General features: G+C 68.7%; 16 protein-coding genes. 7 read left to right on the top strand and 9 right to left on the bottom strand.

Annotation, left to right across the window (positions count from 1 at the left end; genetic code table 11):
* Positions 1-72 precede the first annotated feature (72 nt).
* The 3 genes from ABZV40_RS20345 to metG form a co-directional block, all read right to left on the bottom strand.
* Entirely contained in the window at positions 73-1,485 is a 1,413-nt protein-coding gene (locus ABZV40_RS20345; RefSeq protein WP_355443454.1) for a transglycosylase family protein, read from the bottom strand.
* 301 nt (positions 1,486-1,786) lie between these two features.
* Positions 1,787-2,581: a TatD family hydrolase gene (locus tag ABZV40_RS20340; RefSeq protein ID WP_355443451.1), complete on the bottom strand. Its 795-nt coding sequence runs from the start codon at positions 2,579-2,581 to the stop codon at positions 1,787-1,789.
* Positions 2,582-2,607: 26 nt separating this feature from the next.
* Positions 2,608-4,401 (bottom strand): methionine--tRNA ligase, encoded by a 1,794-nt coding sequence (metG, locus tag ABZV40_RS20335; protein WP_355443449.1) that lies wholly within the window; start codon positions 4,399-4,401, stop codon positions 2,608-2,610.
* Positions 4,402-4,455: 54 nt separating this feature from the next.
* Here metG and ABZV40_RS20330 point away from each other — a divergent pair, with 54 nt between their 5' ends.
* Genes ABZV40_RS20330 through ABZV40_RS20320 form a run of 3 tightly spaced genes read left to right on the top strand, consistent with a single transcriptional unit; the run spans position 4,456 to position 6,716 of the window.
* Positions 4,456-5,007: a PadR family transcriptional regulator gene (locus tag ABZV40_RS20330; protein ID WP_355443447.1), complete on the top strand. Its 552-nt coding sequence runs from the start codon at positions 4,456-4,458 to the stop codon at positions 5,005-5,007.
* A gap of 58 nt (positions 5,008-5,065) precedes the next feature.
* Positions 5,066-5,998: an ATP-binding cassette domain-containing protein gene (locus tag ABZV40_RS20325; RefSeq protein ID WP_355443445.1), complete on the top strand. Its 933-nt coding sequence runs from the start codon at positions 5,066-5,068 to the stop codon at positions 5,996-5,998.
* Positions 5,988-6,716, top strand: coding sequence for an ABC transporter permease (locus tag ABZV40_RS20320; RefSeq protein WP_355443442.1), 729 nt, complete (start codon positions 5,988-5,990; stop codon positions 6,714-6,716). Before ABZV40_RS20325 ends, ABZV40_RS20320 begins: the two co-directional genes overlap by 11 nt.
* A gap of 86 nt (positions 6,717-6,802) precedes the next feature.
* Here ABZV40_RS20320 and rsmI read toward each other — a convergent pair whose 3' ends face one another.
* Entirely contained in the window at positions 6,803-7,648 is an 846-nt protein-coding gene (rsmI, locus tag ABZV40_RS20315; protein ID WP_355443439.1) for a 16S rRNA (cytidine(1402)-2'-O)-methyltransferase, read from the bottom strand.
* Between the two features lie 24 nt (positions 7,649-7,672).
* Between rsmI and ABZV40_RS20310 the strand changes: the two genes are divergently transcribed.
* Both ABZV40_RS20310 and ABZV40_RS20305 read left to right on the top strand, forming a co-directional pair.
* Positions 7,673-9,211, top strand: coding sequence for a phospholipid carrier-dependent glycosyltransferase (locus ABZV40_RS20310; RefSeq protein WP_355443436.1), 1,539 nt, complete (start codon positions 7,673-7,675; stop codon positions 9,209-9,211).
* A gap of 119 nt (positions 9,212-9,330) precedes the next feature.
* Positions 9,331-11,448: an acyltransferase family protein gene (locus ABZV40_RS20305; RefSeq protein WP_355443433.1), complete on the top strand. Its 2,118-nt coding sequence runs from the start codon at positions 9,331-9,333 to the stop codon at positions 11,446-11,448.
* A 336-nt stretch (positions 11,449-11,784) separates the two neighbouring features.
* Here ABZV40_RS20305 and ABZV40_RS20300 read toward each other — a convergent pair whose 3' ends face one another.
* The gene (locus tag ABZV40_RS20300; RefSeq protein WP_355443430.1) at positions 11,785-13,749 is read right to left on the bottom strand and encodes a serine/threonine-protein kinase; all 1,965 of its coding nucleotides are present in this window, start codon (positions 13,747-13,749) and stop codon (positions 11,785-11,787) included.
* Positions 13,750-13,985: 236 nt separating this feature from the next.
* On the opposite strand from ABZV40_RS20300, the gene ABZV40_RS20295 reads away from it, so the two are divergent.
* Together ABZV40_RS20295 and ABZV40_RS20290 are read left to right on the top strand one after the other, a co-directional pair.
* Positions 13,986-15,617, top strand: a complete 1,632-nt coding sequence (locus ABZV40_RS20295) for a restriction endonuclease (RefSeq protein ID WP_355443427.1) — start codon at positions 13,986-13,988, stop codon at positions 15,615-15,617.
* A gap of 257 nt (positions 15,618-15,874) precedes the next feature.
* A complete protein-coding gene (locus tag ABZV40_RS20290) occupies positions 15,875-16,123 on the top strand; it encodes a hypothetical protein (RefSeq protein WP_355443424.1) in 249 nt (82 codons plus the stop codon).
* Between the two features lie 2 nt (positions 16,124-16,125).
* On the opposite strand, the gene ABZV40_RS20285 is transcribed toward ABZV40_RS20290, so the two are convergent.
* The 4 genes from ABZV40_RS20285 to ABZV40_RS20270 all read right to left on the bottom strand — a co-directional run bounded on the left by ABZV40_RS20285 (position 16,126) and on the right by ABZV40_RS20270 (position 20,426).
* Positions 16,126-17,910 (bottom strand): peroxidase family protein, encoded by a 1,785-nt coding sequence (locus tag ABZV40_RS20285; protein ID WP_355443422.1) that lies wholly within the window; start codon positions 17,908-17,910, stop codon positions 16,126-16,128.
* A gap of 90 nt (positions 17,911-18,000) precedes the next feature.
* Positions 18,001-18,369, bottom strand: coding sequence for a cupin domain-containing protein (locus ABZV40_RS20280; RefSeq protein ID WP_355443420.1), 369 nt, complete (start codon positions 18,367-18,369; stop codon positions 18,001-18,003).
* A gap of 74 nt (positions 18,370-18,443) precedes the next feature.
* Positions 18,444-19,430 (bottom strand): glycoside hydrolase family 5 protein, encoded by a 987-nt coding sequence (locus ABZV40_RS20275; RefSeq protein WP_355443417.1) that lies wholly within the window; start codon positions 19,428-19,430, stop codon positions 18,444-18,446.
* Positions 19,431-19,586: 156 nt separating this feature from the next.
* Positions 19,587-20,426, bottom strand: coding sequence for a helix-turn-helix domain-containing protein (locus tag ABZV40_RS20270; RefSeq protein WP_355443414.1), 840 nt, complete (start codon positions 20,424-20,426; stop codon positions 19,587-19,589).
* Positions 20,427-20,466 lie beyond the last annotated feature (40 nt).

Raw genomic sequence — 20,466 nt, 5'->3', positions numbered from 1 at the left:
GGCAGGAACGCGGGGATCCCGCGTTCCCCAGAGGGAAACGCGGGGCCCCCGCGTGCCATGAAATCTTGCGGTTTACGGCAGGCCCAGCTTGGCGCGGCAGCCCGGCCAGGCGCCGTAGGTGCCGCCGGCGCGGTCGCGCAGCTTGGTCGCGATGGCGATCTGCTGCTCGCGGGTGGCCTGGTGCGGGAGCTGGGCGTAGGCGGTACCGCCGTTGGCGGCCCAGGTGCCGGCGTTGAACTGCAGGCCGCCGTAGTAGCCGTTGCCGGTGTTGGCGGCCCAGTTGCCGCCCGCCTCGCACTGGGCGAGGCGATCCCACACGGCGCCGTCGGGCAGGGGCTTGGTGCCCACCGTGATCTTCTTGGGCTTCGGCTCCTTGGTGACCTTGCCGCCGATCTTCTCGCGGCTGATCTCCTTGCCGTTCTTCACGGTGACGCGGTAGGTGCTGACCTGCTCACCCGGCGTGCCGGGGTCGGTGACCGTCTGCTCGCCCGCGTTCATGTTCGGGTCTTTGGTCGTCTCGACCGGCGGGGCGACCGGCTCGTTCACGTTGATGACCGTGACGCCGGTGCGGGAGATGTAGACCTCGGCGCCGGTGGCGAGCTTGACGTCGGTGCCGGAGGCGACCGCGTCCTCGGGGCCGAGCGAGAGGTTCTCGTTCTTCAGCAGCTCGTCGACGGTGACCGCGGTGGTCTGGATCTCGCGGACCGGGTTGGCGCCGTCGAAGAGCTTGATGTTCTTGCGGGTCTTGACTTCCAGGTTCATGCCCTCCAGGGGCACTTGCTGGTTGCCGGGAGCGGAGAACCAGGCGCCCTCGATCGGCACGCCCATCTGCTTGGCGGCTTCCTCGACGGTGACCGAGCGGACCCAGTCCTCGCGCGCCTGGCCGTCGATGCTCGCCTTGACGAGGCGGCCGCGGTCGAGGGTGATCTTGCCGCCGTCGGAGATCGGGGTGTTCAGCGAGGGCGAGAGGGCGTCGTGCTCGCCGACGGTGATGCCCTCCTCCGCGAGAACTTCGCCGACCGTGCCCTCGTAGGAGTGGACGGTCTGCAGTGCACCGTCCACGTCGACCGTGAGGGACTTGTCCATCGCCATGGCGGTCACGCCGCCGCCGGAGATGGAGACGAGGACCGCGGCGACCGCGCCCTTGAGGAAGCGGCGCTTCCAGTTCGTGACGGTCTGGACGAGGACCTGCGGGTCCTCGGTCTCCTCTTCCTCCGTCGGGAGGACGAGGGGCGGCATGATCGTCGTCTCGGCGTTGATGAGACGGATCAGCTCGTCGACGTCGACGTTGGCCGTCGCGAGGAGCTCGTCGGCGTCCGGGCCGAGCACCTCGAGCACGTCCTCCGGCGAGATGGTCAGCGCACCGGCGGGAAAGCTCGGGTGAGGATCGGCGACGGCGGTGGCCGTGGTCATCCCGACCGGCGTGAACCAGTCGGTGTCCTCGTTGAAGTCGTACGGAGCGGCAGTTCTGTCGCTACCAGACACTGGGTCGATACCTCCATTGCGGAAGCTCGAGGCCACCGCACAGTTGGCGTTGACAAGATCATTCGAGTTGGAACTCGAAGGTTCCCGGCAACTCCTCCTACGTGGTCTCGCTTCTTCACGCTTCTGGCTTGGATCCCGCCCCGACTGCGGGCGTGCACCGAACCGACAAGGTCGGCTCAGGTGGCACGGTCACGGGACAGTAACGGGGTCGCGCACGTTGCGCAAACACCCCCGCCAATGTTGTGACCTCAGTCACCCCATGGGGTTGGAACCCTTTGCTCCGTTCGTCTCACATCGCATCTCAGTGACCAAGCCCGAACACTCGTTGAGCATTACGGGTGACGGCGGAGCAGAGTTCAGAAAGATCTTCGCCACGGAGAGTGGCCAAAGTCCGAACTGTGTAATTCACACAATAGGGTTCGTTTGGACGCCCCCTGAACGGATGCGGCGTCAGGAACGGGGCGTCCGTCTCGACCAGGAGCTGATCCTGCGGCACCAGCCGGGCCGCCTCCTGCAGGGCGCGGGCGTTCTTGAACGTCACCGGACCCGCGAACGACAGCACGTACCCCGCGTCGACGCACCGCCGGGCGAAGTCCGCGTCGCCGGAGAAGCAGTGGAAGACCACAGTGGACGGTGCACCCTCGGCGTCGAGGACCTTGAGGATGTCCTCGTGCGCGTCCCGGTCGTGGATCATCAACGGCTTCCCGACGCGCTTGGAAAGCTCGATGTGCCAACGGAAAGCCTCGTGCTGCGCAGCCGGCGGCGAGTAGTCCCAGTAGTAGTCGAGACCGGTCTCGCCGATGGCCACGACGCGGGGCAACACCGCCAACCGCTCCAGCTCGGCCTTCTCGAGATCACCGAACGTGGAGGTGCGCGTCGGGTGCACGGCCACCGCCGCGTAGACCCGAGGGTCCCAAGTGGACGCTTCGGCAGCCCACCGCGCGGCGGCCAGGTCGTCCGCCACGGTGATCACGTGCGAGACGCCGGCGGCCTCCGCGCGGTCCAGCACCTCCGCCACGCCTGCCCGGTCGGTGGCACCACAGGCGTCGAGGTGCGTGTGAGCGTCGATCACCGGTGCCGGAAGAGCTTCCGGCACCGGCGGTCGTTCCCGCTTGTCCGCCACTACTCGGTGACGATCGGAGCCCACTCGGGCCCGGTCTCGCCCAGCTTCGGGTCGAGCTTCGCGAACAGCGGCGAGGGCTTCTGCAGGGGCCGCCCGACCTCGATCGGCGTCGACTCCCAGCGGGCCTGCTCACCGGCGTAGTCACCGGTCAGCACCGGGTACGAGCGGTCGGGCACGTCGAGGTCGGTGACCTCGGTCAGCGCGGGCTGGGCCGCCCACACGCCCGTGCCGCCCAGCGCCTCGTGCACCTGCTGCGCCGAGTGCGGCAGGAACGGCGTCATCAGCGTGTTCGCGTCCTGCACGACCTGCAGCGCGGTGTGCAGCACCGAGTCGCGGCGGTCCGGGTCGTCCTTGAGCTTCCACGGCTCCTGGTCCGACAGGTACTTGTTCGCCGCCGAGATCACGCGCATGGCCTCGCCGGACGCCTGCTTGAACCGCGACCGGCGCAGGTGCGCGCCGACCGTGTCGAAGGCACCGCGCGCCAACGACATCAGCTCGTGGTCCGCGGCGGTCAGCGAAACGGCCTTCGGGATCGCGCCGACGTTCTTGTGCGCCATCGAGATCGAGCGGTTGACCAGGTTGCCCCACTCGTTGGCCAGCTCGAAGTTCGTCCGGCGGACGAACTCCTCCCAGGTGAAGTCGGTGTCCTGGTTCTCGGGGCCCGCGACGGAGATGAAGTACCGCAGCGCGTCCGGCCCGAACTCCTTCAGGAAGTCGCCGACGTAGATCACGGTGCCGCGCGAGGTGGAGAACTTCGAGCCGCTCATCGTCAGGTACTCCGACGACACGACCTCGGTCGGCAGGTTCAGCGTGCCGAACCGGCCGGGCTCGCCGCCCTTGTCGCCCGCGCCGTTCTGCCCGAGCAGCAGCGACGGCCAGATCAGCGAGTGGAAGACGATGTTGTCCTTGCCCATGAAGTAGTAGCCCTGGGCGTCGCCGGTCCAGAACTCCTTCCAGGCGTCGTCGTCGCCGGTGCGCCGCGCCCACTCGACCGACGCGCTCAAGTAGCCGATGACCGCGTCGAACCACACGTAGAACCGCTTCATCGGCTGCTCGCGCCACCCGTCGAGCGGGATCGGCACGCCCCAGTCGAGGTCGCGGGTGATCGCGCGCGGGCGCAGGTCCTTGATCAGGTTCTGCGAGAACTTGAGCACGTTCGGACGCCACTCGGTGCGCGTGGACATCCACGAGCCGAGCGAGTCGATGAACGCGGGCAGGTCCAGGAACAGGTGCTCGGTCTCGACGAACTTCGGCACCTCGCCGTTGATCCGCGACCGGGGGTTCTTGAGGTCGGCGGGGTCGAGCTGGTTGCCGCAGTTGTCGCACTGGTCACCGCGCGCGCCGTCGTACCCGCAGATCGGGCAGGTGCCCTCGATGTAGCGGTCGGGCAGCGTCCTGCCGGTCGACGGGCTGATGGCGCCCATCTCCGTCTTGGGGATGACGTAGCCGTTCTTCCACAGCGCGGAGAACAGGTCCTGCACGACCTGGTAGTGGTTGCCGGTCGTGGTGCGGGTGAACAGGTCGTAGGAGAGGCCGAGGCCCTGCAGGTCGGAGGCGATCACGCGGTTGTACTTGTCGGCGAGCTCACGAGCCGTGAGCCCTTCCTTCTCGGCCTGCACCTGGATGGGCGTGCCGTGCTCGTCCGTGCCGCTGACCATGAGCACCCGGTGTCCGGACATTCGCATGTAGCGGGAGAAGACGTCGGACGGGACACCGAAACCGGAGACATGACCGATGTGCCGGGGGCCATTGGCGTAAGGCCAGGCCACCGCGGTCAGTACGGAGGCACTCATGCGCATAGCCTACGGAGGCGGTGCCAGCCGCTTTTCACTGCATGGGAGGTCGGTTTGTCCGCGACCAGGATGCTCGTGCTCGGCGTGGTCAAGCTCGTCGGCGAGGCGCACGGCTACCAGGTGCGCCGCGAGCTCACGTCGTGGGCTGCGGACAAGTGGGCCAACGTGCAGCCCGGTTCGATCTACCACGCGCTGAAGTCGCTCGCCAGGGAGGGACTGCTGGAGCCGGTCGGCACCGAGTCCGACGGCGGTCCCGCCCGCACCAGCTACCGGATCACGCCGGAGGGCGACCGCGAGCTGATGGAGTCGCTCGGCGGCGCGCTGGCCGACTCGTCGCGGCCCCTGGACGAGCTCTCGGCCGGCGTCGCACTGCTGATGCTGATGCCCCGTGAGCAGGCGCTCGTCCTGTTGAAGAGCCGGCTGGTGGGCCTGACGGCGCAGGTCGCGCCCACCCGGCACCTCGTGGGGGTGTTCCCCGAGATGGGCAAGCCCGCCCACGTCAGCGAGCTGGCTCGACTGTGGCTCGTGCAGCTCGAAGGGCAGGTCCGCTGGACTGAGGAACTGATCGGGCGGCTCGAGGCCGGCGAGTACGACCTCCGGGACTAGTCAAACTTGACTAGCTTTCGCTAGCCTCTAGTCAAACTTGACTAGAGGGGATTCAGTCATGATCAAGGCACGCGGCCTCGCGCGCCGGTTCACGACGAAGTTCGGCCCCGTGGAAGCAGTGCGCGGGGTGGACATCGACGTCGCAGAGGGGGAGCTCGTCGGGTTCCTCGGACCGAACGGGGCAGGCAAGTCCACGACGTTGCGCATGCTCACGACGCTGCTGCAGCCGACGGCGGGCGAGGCGATCATCGCCGGGCACGACCTGCTGACCGACCCGGCGGGCGTGCGCCGCAACATCGGGTACGTCGGTCAGAAGAACGGCAGCGGCGCGGACCAGCGGGTTCGCGACGAGCTCGAGTTCCAGGGCCGCTTCTACGGCATGTCCAGGGCCCAGGCACGGCGCAAGGCCGCCGATCTCGTCGAACGGTTCGAGCTGCAGGGCACGGAGAACCGGTTGGCGGTCACGTTGTCCGGCGGCCAGCAGCGCCGGCTCGACATCGCGATGGGCCTGCTGCACAACCCGCGGCTGCTGTTCCTCGACGAACCGTCGACCGGGCTCGACCCGCAGAGCCGCCGCAACCTGTGGGACCACATCAAGCAGCTCAGGGCCGACGGCACCACGGTCTTCCTGACCACCCACTACCTCGACGAGGCGGACTTCCTCAGCGACCGGCTGCTGGTGATCGACCACGGCCTGATCGTCGGCGAGGGATCGCCTGACGAGCTGAAGAACCGCGTCTCCGGCGACCTGGTCGTGCTCGGCACGCCTCAGGCGCCGGTCGTCGCCACGAAGTTCTCCAACGCCGTGGTGGACGGCGAGAAGGTCAGCTTCCGCATCCCGAACGGCGACCGCGCGCTGCCGTCGTTGCTGCGCGACCTCGACCAGATCGGCGTCGAACTGCACTCCGTCCAGGTCCACCGGCCGACGCTGGACGACGTGTTCCTGACCATGACCGGCCGCTCTCTGCGGGAGGAAGCCCATGCTGCGTAGAACTTTTCTGGGTGACACCTGGCTCGTCTTCGCCCGCGTGATGCTGCCGGTGGTGCGCAACCCCGTCGTGGTGATCTTCGGGTTGTCCCAGCCGTTGCTCTACCTCGGCCTGTTCGGACCGCTGCTCGGCGACAGCGGCTGGCAGTGGTTCGTGCCCGGCCTGCTGGTGCAGCTGGCGTTGTTCGGCACCGCCTACGCGGGCTTCTCGCTGCTGCCCGAGGTGCGGTCGGGCGTGATGGAACGGCTGCGGGTCACCCCGGTCAGCCGGGTCGCGCTGCTCGTCGGCAGGGTCGGCAAGGACGTGGTGCTGCTGGTCGTGCAGGGCCTGCTGATCGTGCTGGCCGCGATGCTGTTCGGGTTCCGCGCGTCACCCGGCGAGGTCCTGCTCGGTCTCGGGCTCGTGGCCTTGCTCGGCGTCGCCATCGGGTCGGCGTCGTACGCGATCGCGTTGAAGGTGAAGCTGGAGTACGTCTTCGCATCCGTCCTGTCAGCGACGATCGTGCCGTTGATGCTGCTCTCGGGCGTGCTGCTGCCGATGTCCAACGGCCCGAAGTGGCTCTACTGGCTGTCTCGAGCCAACCCGTTGGCGCACGTCGTCGACGCCGAGCGGTCGATCTTCAACGCCGGTTCGGTCCTGCTCGGGCTGCTCTCGGTGACAGCGTTGGTGCTGGTCGGCGTGTTCTACGGCGTCCGCACGTTCAACCGCGAGTCAGCTTGATTTCACGTTCTGGGAGCGCACGCGGGGAGCTTTCGTGCACTCCTGGCGCACGAAAGGGCCCCGCGTGCGACAAGCCGAGCCGCGGGTCAGCTTGATTTGATCGCGGCGTCGTACAGGGCCTTCTTGCTGACGCCGGCCGCCTCCGCGACCTCGGCGGCGGCCGACTTCAGCCGTTCCCCGTCGGCGACGCGCTGCCTGACCTCGGCGACCAGGGTGTCCAGGTCCGGCTTCTCCTCGGCGGGAGCCGGACCGAGGACGACGGTGATCTCGCCGCGTGCGCCTTCCACGGCCCACTCGGCGAGCTCCGCCAACGACCCCCGCACGACCTCTTCGTAGGTCTTGGTCAGTTCACGGCACACGGCAGCTCGACGCTCAGGCCCGAGCACGTCCACGGCGTCCGCGAGCGTCGCAGCCAGCCGATGGGGTGCCTCGAAGAAGACGACCGTGCGTTGTTCCGTGGCGAGCGGTGCGAACCAACGCTTGCGCTCACCGGACTTGCGCGGCGGGAAGCCGTCGAACGCGAACCTGTCGCTCGGCAGGCCGGACACGGCGAGCGCCGTCGTCACGGCGGACGGCCCCGGCAGGCACGTGACCCTGAGGTCCTGCTCGACACACGCGGCGACGAGCCGGTAACCGGGATCGGACACGGACGGCATCCCGGCGTCCGTCACGAGCAGCACCGTCTCACCGTTGTGCAGCGATTCCAGCAGCCCCGGCAGGCGCGCGGTCTCCACCTGGTCGTAGAAGCTGATCACCCGCCCGGATGGCTTGACCTGCAGCGCGGCCGCAAGACTGTGCAACCGCCGGGTGTCCTCGGCGGCGATCACGTCGGCGGTCTCCAACGCCTCCACCAAGCGCGGGGAAGCGTCGCGGATGTCACCGAGCGGGGTGGCTGCCAGGACCAGACGGCCTGAACCGGATACAGGACTCACAAGCTTCACCCTACGATCGGCGACGTGACAGTCCTCGTGCAGCCAGGAGAGGCGCCCGTCGTCGTCGAGGAGCCGAGCACGGATCGTGCGGCAGCGCTCGACCCGCCGCCGTCCGGAGACCGCATGCGCGGGTGGCTCGTCACCGTCGTCGTGACGCTGGTCGGCGCCTTGGTCCGGTTCTGGAACCTCGGGTATCCGACCGACAAAGGCACGCCGATCTTCGACGAGAAGCACTACGTGCCGCAGACGGCACAGGTGCTGCGCAACGGCGGCTACGAGGACAACCCCGGCTACGAGCTGATCGTCCACCCCCCGCTCGCCAAGCAGCTGATGGCGATCGGCCAGGAGCTCTTCGGCTACGACGGCGTCGGCTGGCGGTTCGCCTCCGCCCTCGCGGGCACGATCACGATCCTGCTGATCGTCCGGATCGCCCGCCGCCTGACCCGCTCGGACCTGCTCGGCGCGCTGGCCGGCGTGCTGCTCATCGCGGACGGCGTCTCGCACGTCCAGTCGCGGATGGGCATGCTCGACATCTTCCTGGCGCTGTTCGTCGTCGCCGCGTTCGGCTGTCTGGTCGTGGACCGCGAGCAGATGAGAGAACGACTCGCCGTGGCCGTGCGCGAGGGGTTCGTGGGGAACTCGGCGTTCGGCCCGTGGCTGGGCTTCCGCTGGTGGCGCTTCGGTGCGGGCGTGTGCCTCGGCCTGGCGTGCGGCGTCAAGTGGTCGGGCATGTGGTACATCGCCGCGTTCGGGCTGCTGACGGTCATCTGGAGCGCCCTGGCCCGCCGGGACGCCGGTGTCGAGGAACCGTGGCTCGGCTCGATCGCGAAGGACGTGCTGCCCTCGCTCGGCGCCCTCCTCGTGATTCCGGTGCTGGTGTACATCGCGACCTGGTTCCCGTGGATGGCCAGCGAGACCGGCATCGACCGGCACGTGGTCGGCACCAAGGTCAAGGACGTCTGGTACATCCCCGACGTCCTGCAGTCGTTGTGGTTCAACGCCAAGAACGTCTACAAGTTCCACGTCGAGCTGGTCACCTCGGCGACCAACCGGCACCCGTGGGAGTCGAAGCCGTGGACGTGGCCGATGGGTCTGCGTCCGATGCTCTACTACTACGAGAACAACGTCACCGGCTGCGGCGCGACGTCGTGCCTCGGCGCGATCATGCTGATCGGCACGCCCGCGATGTGGTGGCTCGCGTTCCCGGTGATCGGCTGGGCGGTCTGGCGGTCGATCGGCCGGATCGACTGGCGCTACGCCGCCGTGCTCGTCGGGTACATGGCCGGTCTGCTGCCGTGGTTCCTCAACCTCGACCGGCAGATGTACTTCTTCTACGTCACGCCGATGGCACCGTTCCTGGTGCTGATGATCGTGCTGGCCCTCGGCGAGATCCTCGGCCGTCGCAGCGCCGGTTCCGAACGCCGCGGCACGGGCCTGCTCGTGGTCGCGCTGTACGTCGGCATCGTGGTGGCGAACTTCGTGTGGCTGTGGCCGATCCTGAACGGCAACCCGATCACCCCCGAGATGTGGCAGCAGGAGCTCTGGTTGCCGAGTTGGCGCTGATCTTCGGTTGCGGTGAGTTAACATGCCTGGTCATATACGCCCTGATCGAGTGACCGACGAAGACTCTGCACGTCACCGCACGGGCTCGCGCCGGCCGGATTTCGGGGGGATTCAGCCGCATGAGCGTCACCTTCGAGATCTACAGAGAGCAGGACAGGCAGGGCGTCGGCAACGGCGGGTGGAAGAACTCCGCCTTCCGCACCGACGTCCAGGCGCTGCGCGCGATCGCCGTGCTGGCCGTGGTGGTGAACCACTTCTGGCCTGACGGGCTGACCGGCGGCTACGTCGGAGTCGACGTGTTCTTCGTCATCTCCGGTTTCCTGATCACCTCCCACCTCGACCACGAGATCATCCGCACCAGCCGGGTGCGGCTCGCCCGGTTCTACGCGCGGCGGGTCCGGCGACTGCTGCCCGCGGCGTTCCTCGTGCTCGCCTTCAGCGTCGTCACGGCCTACTTCCTGCTGCCGTACCCGCGCTGGACGGCCACCGCGGAGGAGTCCTTCGCCGCCGCCTACTACTGGGAGAACTGGCTGCTCGCGGCCAAGTCGGTGAACTACTCGGCGCAGAGCCAGGCCGCGAGCCTGGTCCAGCACTACTGGTCGCTGTCGGTCGAGGAGCAGTTCTACCTGTTCTGGCCACTGCTGCTGGTCGGCCTGTTCAAACTGGGCAGGCGCAGCTGGGTGGTCACCGGCGTCGCGGTGCTCGGCACGCTGTCGCTCGGTCTGAGCGTCTACTACACGGCCGTCTCGCCGAGCGCGGCGTACTTCATCACCCCGGTCCGGGTGTGGGAGTTCGCGATCGGCGCCGGTGTGGCCCTCGCCTCCACCCGCCTGGTGCTGCCCCGCGCGGCCGCCGAACTCGCGGCGTTCGCCGGTCTGGCGATGATCATCGCGACGGCGTTCCTCTACGACGACCACACGCCGTTTCCCGGCTCCCCGGCCCTGGTTCCGGCGGCCGGCACCGGCCTGGTGATCATCTCCGGCATGCGTGCCGGCCGGCAGTGGCACACGCCGCTGACCGCATCGCGACCGGTGCAGTTCGTGGGCGACATCAGCTATTCGCTCTACCTCTGGCACTGGCCGGTCGTGCTGCTCGCGCCGTTCGCACTGAGCGGCCTGGTGGACGGCAGCACTCTCGGCACGCCGTGGCGTCTGGGCCTGCTCGCGCTGTCACTGGTGCTCGCCTGGGCGACGAAGGTGCTGGTCGAGGACCGCGGCATGTCGTGGGGCCCGCTGACCCGCAGCACCAAGCTGACGTTCGGGGGCATGCTGGTCGGCATCACGGTCGTCGCCGTGCTCGCCGGCGGGCTCCAGTGGACCTACCTGCGCCATGTCGCGCAAGCCGAGCGAGACCCGGCCGCGGGCCGGAACAGCCCGTGTCACGGCGCCGGTGCCATGATCGCCGCCAACGGCTGCGCCACCCCGTTCGGCCCGGCCAGGGTGACCGTGATGGGCCCGGCCAACGAGTACTGGCGGTGGGCACCCGAGTGCGCGCCGGAGGAGTGGGTCACCCTCGGCGCGTACAAGCACAACATGGCGACCTGCGACTTCTCCGGCGGTTCCGCCACTGCCGAGAAGGTGTGGGTCGTGGGCGACTCGCACGCCCAGCACTGGCAGCCGGCGATCTTCGAGATCGCCCGCGCTCGCAAGTGGGTGCTCAGGATCAGCTATCTCGGCGGCTGCCCGTTCGCGGACGTCCGGATCTCCGAGTTCCGCGGCGGGTCCGTCACGGGCCAGGAGGCCGAGCGCTGTGCCAACTGGAGCAAGCGGGTGACCGACATGATCGCCGACGACAAGCCGTCGCTGGTCGTGACGTCGTTCTTCTCCCGCAGGGAGATCGTCGACGACAAGAGCGGCCGCAGCCAGGCCGAGCAGTACCGCGCGGGCCTGCAGCCGCTGTGGCGGAAGTGGACGGACGCGGGCATTCACGTGGTCGTGCTAGCCGATCCACCGTTCAACGAAGAGGTCCGCTCGACCGACTGCGTGACCCTGAACCCGGCGAACCCCGAGCTCTGCGCCGTCCCGCGCGAGCTGGCCCACCCCACCGATCCGATGGTCCAAGCCGCTCGCACCGCGGCCAACCCCGGCGTGACCCTGATCGACCTGACCGACTACTTCTGCGACCGGCAGAAGTGCTACGCCGTGGTCGGGAACGTGGCCGTCTACTACGACCTCAACCACCTCAACAGCGAGTTCAGCCGCAGTCTGGCGCCGGTGATCTCGAAGGCCATCGGCTAGCTCCGGCTGATCTCGAGAGCTTTCCCCTCGGTCAGGTCGCCCTCGAGCCCAATCTCGCGCGGGTACGGCATCCACACCTCTCGCCGACCACCCGCTCGGGTCGCTGACCGTGCCGGAACGTTCCTGATCAAGGCGCCGGGCCCGCAGATGGCCCGTCGCCGTGGCGGGTGCGGCCGTCCGCGCGAAGGTGAAGTGGTGAGGCGATCGGCGGAAACCGCCTCACCACCCCTCGCAGGGCATCGCCTCCGATGCCGAAGCTTTCCCAGGTGAGCCACGGCTTAGGTCGTTGAACGGTGAATCACCGTTACGGTCTTCGCCGACGTTCACCCGGATCGCCTACATCGGCATGTGCCTCGTGGGCGGCGGAGTCGGCTTGCTGATGACCCTCGTGACCGGACCTTCCTTGCTCATCCCCTGCTGGTCGAGGAACTGCGACAGCTGCCCCCGCACCTGCGCGAGCGTCGGACGGCGGCTGGGCTCCGGGTCCATCGCCGCGAGCAGCAACCGGGCGTGGGCGCTGTTCTGCGGCAGCTTGGTGATCGGTTCACCCTGGGCGGCGGCCATCAGCGAGGAGATCGGGTTCTCGCGGGAGCCGCGCGGCGGGTGGCCGGTCAGCGCGTAGGAGACGGTCGCGGCCAGCTGCCAGGAGTCCGACGCCGGCGACGCCGTCTCGCCGCGAGCGGTTTCCGGGGCGAGGAAGTCCGGGGTGCCGACCATCATGCCGGTGGCGGTGAGGGTGCTGTCACCCTTGGAGCGGGCGATGCCGAAGTCGATGAGGTGCGCGGTGCCCTGCCCGTCGACGATCACGTTGGACGGCTTCACGTCGCGGTGCAGGACGCCGCGGTCGTGGGCGGCGGCCAGCGCGTCGGCCATGTTCAGCCACAGGCGGGCGGCGAGCTTGTCGTCGATCAGGCCGTTCTTCAGCACCGTCTCGGACAGCGACGCGCCCTCGATGTACTCCATGACCAGGGCGAGGCCGTCCGGGTCCTGGACGATGTCGAACACCCGCACGCAGTTGGGGTGCCGGACCGCGGCCAGCGCGCGGGCCTCGCGGAGCATGCGCGCCTCGGTCTCGTTGTCCGGGGCGTGCGCCAGCTTCACCGCGACCGTGCGGTCGAGCTGCTCGTCGACGGCCAGCCAGACCGTGCCGAACCCACCGGAACCGAGCTGGCGGACGCGGCGGAACCGGCCGTTGCCGGGGTTCCAGACCTTGCCGGACTTCTGCACCGGCGCGGGTGCGTCGGCGTTCGCGGCACCCGGTCCGAACGGCAGCGGGCCCGGCGTGTCGGCGAGCACCGCCGGTTGCGACGGCTGCGGCTGGGGCTTGGGGTGCGGCAGCACCTCGGCGACGCGGGTCGGCGGGTACTGGCCGGGATGCGGCGGCGGGGGCTGGTGGACAGGGCGCATCGGCCGGTTCATCGGCGCCGGCTGGTAGGGCGGCACCTGCGCCGGCTGGTACGGCGGCGGCTGCTGCTGAGCTGCCGTGATCGGCTTGGTGGGCGCCTTCTTCTGCTGCTGGGGGTTCTGGGGCAGCTGTGGCTGCGGCGTGCGTGCCACCGGCTGCGGTGGCGGCGGGTTCTGCGCGTTCCGGTCCTGGGAACGGTCGCGGCCGGGGCGGTTGAGCATGGCCGTAGTCAACCCGAAAATCCGCACGACGATTGAGCCGATCACCGCAATCGGCAGAAAGCCCAACAACACGTGGCCCACGAGGGTCACGGGCAGCGCCGACGTGGCCGCGAGCAGCACCAGGAACGGCGGCCAGAACACGCGGCGCGGCCAGCTCGGCCCGAGCCGGAACGCCGAACCGGCCTGCAACATCACGAACAACAGGCAGAGCAACGCCAGCACCACGGTGACGCAGGCGGCGACCAGGAACACGGGCGGCGCACCCGGCCGCTGGATCACGCCGATGATCGACGGCGTGCTGTCGACCAGGTAGTCACCCTGCTGCAGCTGACCGAAGCAGGTGGCGCCGTCGAGCGTGCCGGAGCCGGGGATCGACCGGTTCTGCAGCCCCTGCACGGTGCCGCGCATGATCAACCAGGGCAGCACCAGGCAGCTCGCGACGCCGAGCACCGCGAAGATCGCACCCGTCACCGCGCCGTAGGAGTTGCCGACGATCCGGCGCACCACGATGGACAGCAGCGCCCCCATCGTGGGAAACAACCCGAGCACCGCACCGAGCGCTGTGGTGGTCCACACCCAGTCACCGGGGCAGACGCCGGCACCCACGAAGCCGTGCAGCCACGTGAGCAAGGACTCCGCGAGCCCCACGACCCACACCACCCCTTCCGCGATCACCCCCAGCCTAGGCGCCCTGACAGCGTACGGTGCGTGATTGGTCTGCGGTTGACGCCACAGCAACCCTTTCCTTGATCACCGCGTTGTACCTCCTTCTCACCACGCGATTTGCTTGTTGAACCTGGAAACGCAGGCGTGCGCTGCTCCGTTGAACGGTGTCGGAAAGGCTGCACGGTTTGTTATCGATCGGGCAAAACATACGAACGCGAACGACTTCTCGGCTAGCGTCACCTTGCGTGGCCAGAAGGAAACGCGGCTTCTTCGCCGAGCTCCAGCACCAGCAGAACGAGCGGCAACGTCAGCAGGCTCGGGCCCAGCGCGAGCACGAACGCCTGGTGAACCAGGCGATCCGGGAGCAGGAACGACAGCGCAAGGAGACCGCTCGCGCCCACGCCGAGTGGCAGAAAGCGCAGAAGGCTCAGCACGTCGAGGAGAAGACCGCCGAGGCGGCCGCGCTGACCGCTTCCGTGCAGGGCAGGGTCGCCGCGTTCGGGTCCGTGCTGGCCAACGGAGTCCCCCGGATCGCCCAGATCGCGTTCGAGACACTGCGGATCGACCCGTCGTTCCCGCCGTTCCAGCCCGGTCAGCTCGCCCAGCCGATCCCGGCACCCCAGTGGCACCAGTTCGCTCCACCCGAGCCGACCGGCCTGATGGCGAAGATGTTCGGCGCCTCGAAGCAGCACCAGCACCTCGTCCAGCAACGCCAGGCCGACTACCAGCAGGCTTGCGCCCATCACGCGCAACGGGAGCAGGCGAGGCAGCACGCGCTCGCCCGCGCCCAGCGCGAACACCAGGAACGCGCTCAGGCCCACCAGGCCAGGGCCGTGCAGGCCAACGCCGAGGTCGACCGGCTCGAACAGGGGTTCCGCGCGGAACAGCCGGAGGCGATCGAGGACTACTTCGAGCTGGTCATCGAGTCGTCGCCGGTTCCGGAGGACGTGCCGGTCGACGTCGAGATCGCCTACCAGGCCGAGGCGCGCAGGCTTTACGTCGTTCGTGAACTCCCGACTGTGGACATCATCCCCGAGGTCCAGGAGTACAAGTACGTCCGCACCCGCGACGAGACCGACGCGAAACCACGCCCGGTCAAGGAGATCCGGGAGCGGTACCTGGACCTCGTGGCGCAGCTGGTCCTGCTCACCATGCGCGACGCGTTCGAGATCGAGCCCAGCCACCTCGTGCACGAGGTCTCCGTCAACGGGCACGTGTCGACCCGGAACAAGGCGACCGGACAGCCCGAGCGTCCGTGTCTGGTGAGCGTGACGGCCACACGCGAACAGTTCGACCAGTTCGTGCTGACCGAGCTGGAAGCGGTCAAGTGCCTGAAACACCTCAACGCGCTCGTCTCCCCGCACCCGCACGACATGGAGGCCGTGCGGCCGTTCTTCGACCCGGATCTGTCCAAGTACCGGTTCATCGACGAGATCGACGTCGCGGCCGGCCTCGACGGCAGGCCCGTGCTGGTCGACCTCACCCCCACCGAGTTCGAGCACCTCGTGCGCCAGCTGTTCGAGGCGACGGGCATGCAGTCGTGGGTGACGCAGGCGTCCAGGGACGACGGGGTGGACGCGGTCGCGGTCAACCCGGACCCGCTCATCGGCGGACTGTGCATCGTGCAGGCCAAGCGCTATCGCAAGACCGTTCCGATCAACGACGTGCGTGCGTTAGCGGGCACGATGGACGACAAGCGCGCGGGACGGGGCGTGCTCGTCACGACGTCGTGGTTCGGGAAGCAGGCCCACGACTTCGCCGCGCGGCACGGCCGCATCCAGCTGATCGAGGGTCCTGAGCTCAAGCACCTGCTCGCCGAGCACCTGGGTCTCGACGTGATCACCGGTACGCAGAAGGGCAAGGCTCAGCCGTCGTAGAGCTCGTGGTCCACGCAGGTCCGCGAACCGCCCGCTCCCGCCGACCCTGCCGACGACCGCGCGGCCGGGTCCGGCGCCTCCGGCAGGTCGCCGAGGCCGACGATGGTGTTCTGGGCGCGCCGTGCATCTCCACGGTGATCGGGGAGCCGAGCAGGCCCTTCTCGCCGGGGGCGCAGACCAGTTCGAGGCGAGCGCGGATCCACCGGGGGACGTCCGCGGGGTCGGCTTCGAGTTCGGACGGGACCGCGGTGCAGGAGGTGCCGTGGGCGCTGGCCGCGAAGGCCGCGCGGAACACGACGAGCTCACCGGCCGTGCAGCCGGTGAGAACGCGCGCTTCGACGGATGTCTCGGTCGAGGTGATTTCGGGTCGGGCGGCCGCGCACCTCGCGATCGGGGCAGCGGTCGAGGCCGCTGCTCCGCCGGAGGTGGCGGCCACGGGTAATAACGCGGCGGCCACTGATCTCACGCTGGAAAAACTATGTCGGGCCGCCGCGTTCCTCACCTAACTTCACCCCACAGGTGGGTGAGCGCGGAACACGTCGTACGCCAGGTCGCCGCGGCGGATGTCGGTGTTGGCCGCGATCACGTCGCCGAGGGATCGGCGGTAGTCGACGCCGTAGCGCGCCTTGATGATCCGCAGGGCCGGGTCGTTGGCGTAGAAGAACCGGTCACCGTCGCGCAGGGCCTCGAACTGCTTCTTCCAGATGGCGTGCTGCAGTTCGCCGAACTCGCTGCCGGGCAGGCGCGGCTCGGCCATCATGCCGACGATCGCGTCGAGGCCGCTGACGTCGCCGTAGATGGCCTTGAGACGGGCGGCCGTGGTCGTGCGACGGACGCCGGGACGCAGGTAGTCGAGGCTGTTCGGGTCGTTGATCTCGTCGCCCGGCGTGAGCTCGGGGTCGGTGGGGAACGACTCGGTCGGCTCGCCCGAGATCGCGCGGAACGAGGGCTTCGGCGCGAGGCCGTAGGCGCGGCGCAGGTCGTTGTAGGCGGCGATGCCGTGGTCACGGCCGCGTTCCACGTCGAGTGCGGCCACGTCGATCACGGCGGTCAGGCAGCGCGGCACGCAGCCGGGGATGAGGAAGACGATGCTGCGCAACGCGTCCTCGTCGACGACCTCGTCGTTGCGGTTCTCCGGCTGGCGGCCGAAGCTCTGCAGCAACGGGCCGAGCTGCACGTCGTCGACCAGGTCGGGGTTGAACGGCAGCAGGCGCGGCGGGATCCCGATCTCCACCTGGTCACCGGTGACCGTGACGCTCATCCCCCTGGCGCGCAACGTGTCCAGCTGCTGCGCCGGGTACCGGGACGTGTTCGTGACGACCTCGAAGTCGCCGCGGACCATGCTGTGCGAGCGGTAGCCGACGGTCGCGAACTCGTTGGCGAGGCTGGTCCGCACGTCCGGCCGGTAGCCGCGGTACGGCGCGAGCCGCACGCCCATCGCGGGCAGGAACTCCTGGTAGGTGATCCACTGCTGCTCGGCGATCACGACCTTGCGCGCGATCTGGAACTTCTCCTCGTCGGACAGGTGCGAGGGCAACCGGTCGACGATCCTGTTGTGCTCACGGGCGAACAGGGTCTGCACCGCGGTGATCGTGGCGTTCTCGTTGGCCCGCATGTCACCCGCGACCACGCCGTTGCCGGTGGTGATCGCCCCGAACGGCCCGGTCATGACCGGCGCGTCCGCGCCGTCGCCGCCGCGCGCCTGGCGCCTCGGCAGCATGTTGTTGGGCAGCAACAACTTCGCGCCGTCACGCAGCCAGGTCAGCCGGTCCTGCGTGCCGCCGTACACCGCCCAGCCATCGAGGTACGAGCTGACGATGTTCATCTGCTGGTGCGGAGTGACGCCGTCGACGACACCACTGCGCCGCATGGGAATCGAGCCGAGGTCGTTGCGCACGTGCTCCATGGGCGCCTCGTTGTCCCACGGGACCGACGCGTCGGTGGCGGTGTCCTCGCGCAGCCCGAACGTGTGGTCCATGAACTGCGCCCACACCTGGGCCCACTGGCTGACGTCGCGGTCGGAGGGGAGGTTCTGCCTGCCGTCCGCGAAGATCCGGTTGCTGACGTACCGCGCGTTGGGCCCGGCGACCGGCTGCCCGACGCCGTCCGCGTACCTCGTGGGAGCGAGCCGGGTGTACGCCTCACCAGCGGTGCCCCAGTCCGGATGGGCACGGTTGTTGCCGTGCCCGTCCAGGCCCTGGATCTCGAAAGCGGGCGATTCCGCTTGTGAGACACCGCTTCCGAGGAACGTCCCGACGGCCACCAACGCCACTGCTCTGCGCAAGAACTGCATGGCTCGATGATGGCGGGGGCCAATGTGACCGTACGTGCTCAGTTGTTCACAGAATGACAGGTGCGGGCCAGGGATCCTGGCCGGCACCTGTCAGTGGTGGTCGTGGTCGTGGTCCGACGAGGGCTGGTAGATGTAGAACATCGTGACCGGCTCGTCGCCCGCGACGGTCTCGTGGTCGACGCCCGGCGGCACGAACGCGTACGACCCCGCGCTCGCCTCGACGCCACCGATGCTCACCGTGCCGTCGATGACCCACGTGTGCTGCGTCGCGGACGGGTGGTTGTGCCCGACGTCGCGAGCCCCCGGCGCCATCTGGATCAGGCCGACGATCGTGTCACCGTTGGGCGACCTCCACAGCAGCTTGTTCTGCAGCCGCTCGTCGCCGTGCAGCGGGAACGACTTCATCTGCGCGAGAACGTCGGGAGGGATGACGGTGACTCTGTCCGGCGTACCGGTCATGGGCGCGGCCTTTCGAAGGTGGTGGGGCCGCCGATCATGTCAGGACGGTGTCGCGTTGACCACAACCGGCGCCTTCAGCCGTAGATCGTGGCCTGCTTCGCGGTCTGCCGCACTCCGTTGGGGCCGTTGAAGAAGCGCTCGCCCCACGGGGTGAGGTCCGCCGGGTTGAACGAGCGGACCAGATCGAGGTACTCGACCCCTCCGCCGTTGCCGCTCCACGACCAGCCGAGATAGCCGATGCCACGGGCCTGGGACTGCGCCATGATCGTGTCCTCGTCCGGGTCGCCGTCGCTGTGCTTGTCACCGAACTCGCCCACCACCAGGGGCAGCCCCGCCGAGCGGAACGCGTCGAAGTACGCGTTGATCTTCGCTGCCGTGTTGTACACGCCGTACATGTGGACGGAGAACAAGGTGTTGTGCTGCGGGTCGGCGTTGAGCACCGAGGCGGCGTTGTCGCGCATGATGTTCAGCCAGTCCTGGCCCCACATCGGCGCGTCCACCATCAGCAGGTGCTGCAACCCGGCTCCGCGCAACCGCTTGACCGCGTTCTTCGTCGCGTTCGTCCACGCCCAGCTCACCAGCAGGTTGCTGCCGAACGGCTCGTTGCCCAGGTTGACCACGACGTAGTTCTCCTGGCCCTTGAGCACATCGGCGAGGCCGATCCAGTAGTTCGCCGCGTCGTCCAGGGTGGCGGCTCCGAGCTGATCACCCCATCCGGTGGTGTCGTGGGCCTCCAGCACGCAGATCAACCGGTTCTGCTTGCACAGCGCGATGACGCCTGCGACGTCGGCCGCCGAGCTCGGCCCCCACCGCTTGCCCGTGCCCAGCACCACGCGAACGGTGTTGGCACCGAGGGACTTGATGTCCGCGAACGCGCGGGTCTGGCCCTGGAACCAGACGTGCGGGTGGTTCACGCCCCGCATGACGAAGGCGCTCCCGTTCGCCTCGACCACCCGCGTGCCGCTGACCCGCAGTCCTGTCGCGGCCTCGGCGGGTTGCGTGCCGACCAGGATCGACGCCATCAGCGCGAGCACGCTCGCGACACTCAGCCTTGTGGTCACAGCGGCAGATGCAACCGCACGGACGCGACCTTGACAAGGGCCGTGCATCAACCGCAACACAGCCTGGAACCGTTGCAGGAGAACACATTCGACCAAACGGTCCACTTCGGATCGAACCGCGTCCGCCCGTCCGAACCACGCCACCCGGCGGAATCGTCAACGGCTGTCCCCGCTGCGGGGAGCCGGAAACGACACGTCTTCGACCGCGAACCGCACCGACACCTCACCGGCCCGCTGCCCGATCCACGTGGTGAGGGCGTCGGCCCGGCGGGTCGGTCGCCAGCCCTGCACGATGTTGAGCCGGCGACCGCGCTGGCGCTGCAGTCTGGCAAAGAACTCCGTCAACCGGACGCCGTCGAACGGGTCGTGCGAGCAGAGGAACAACACTGTGCCGCGGGCGGACACGGCGTACAACATGGCACTCCCGTGACCATCGGTCTCCGAGCAGGCCGACGCGCCGTCCGAATGCAGTTGCGGACCGGTCAGCCAGTGGAAGGGCGCGCTGTGCATCCACAGCGTTTCCCCGTTCACCGCCACAGCGCCCCCCTGATCCGTCTGACCTCCGCCAGGCCGGTTGGCGAGGACGGACTCGGGGAGCACGCCCCACCGGATGAGGTAGTTGCGCACCGTCGTGGCCGAGAGGGGGATCCGGAACCTGTTGTTGACCAGTTCCGCGAGCGCCTGGTTCGTCCACAGCCAGTAGCTCAGCCCGACCTCGTCCGGTCCGCAGGTCGTCACGGTCCTGATCGTCCACAGCTGTTGCGCGTACGACAGGGCGAGCTGTTCACCGCGCTGTCTCCCCCGCCGCCTGCTCCGCAGCGCTTCCTCGCCCCTGCTGCGGTATTCGCGGTGCCAGACGCTGATCGTCTGCCGGGACACGCCGAGCATTCGTGCGACCTCCGCGCGGGAAACGCCCGACTCGACCGCGGCGACGGCGCGCCGGCGCAGGGCTTCCAGCACGTCGGGAGATACCTTCCGGGCGTCGTGGGGATACATGCCGTCACCATCCGTTCTGCGGGTCATCACCGCTCGCGCG

Origin of the sequence: Lentzea sp. NPDC004782 (assembly GCF_040609115.1) — a bacterium.
In the GTDB taxonomy this organism is placed as follows: Bacteria; Actinomycetota; Actinomycetes; order Mycobacteriales; family Pseudonocardiaceae; genus Lentzea.
The sequence above is the reverse complement of the archived record's forward strand: the minus strand, read 5'-3'. Positions and strand labels throughout refer to the sequence as shown.

Coding starts and splice junctions, on each gene's coding strand:
- metG (WP_355443449.1), bottom strand. CDS start 4,401: ATGAGTGCCTCCGTACTGACCGCGGTGGCCTGGCCTTACGCCAATGGC.
- ABZV40_RS20325 (WP_355443445.1), top strand. CDS start 5,066: ATGATCAAGGCACGCGGCCTCGCGCGCCGGTTCACGACGAAGTTCGGC.
- ABZV40_RS20320 (WP_355443442.1), top strand. CDS start 5,988: ATGCTGCGTAGAACTTTTCTGGGTGACACCTGGCTCGTCTTCGCCCGC.
- ABZV40_RS20305 (WP_355443433.1), top strand. CDS start 9,331: ATGAGCGTCACCTTCGAGATCTACAGAGAGCAGGACAGGCAGGGCGTC.
- ABZV40_RS20285 (WP_355443422.1), bottom strand. CDS start 17,910: ATGCAGTTCTTGCGCAGAGCAGTGGCGTTGGTGGCCGTCGGGACGTTC.
- ABZV40_RS20280 (WP_355443420.1), bottom strand. CDS start 18,369: ATGACCGGTACGCCGGACAGAGTCACCGTCATCCCTCCCGACGTTCTC.
- ABZV40_RS20270 (WP_355443414.1), bottom strand. CDS start 20,426: ATGTATCCCCACGACGCCCGGAAGGTATCTCCCGACGTGCTGGAAGCC.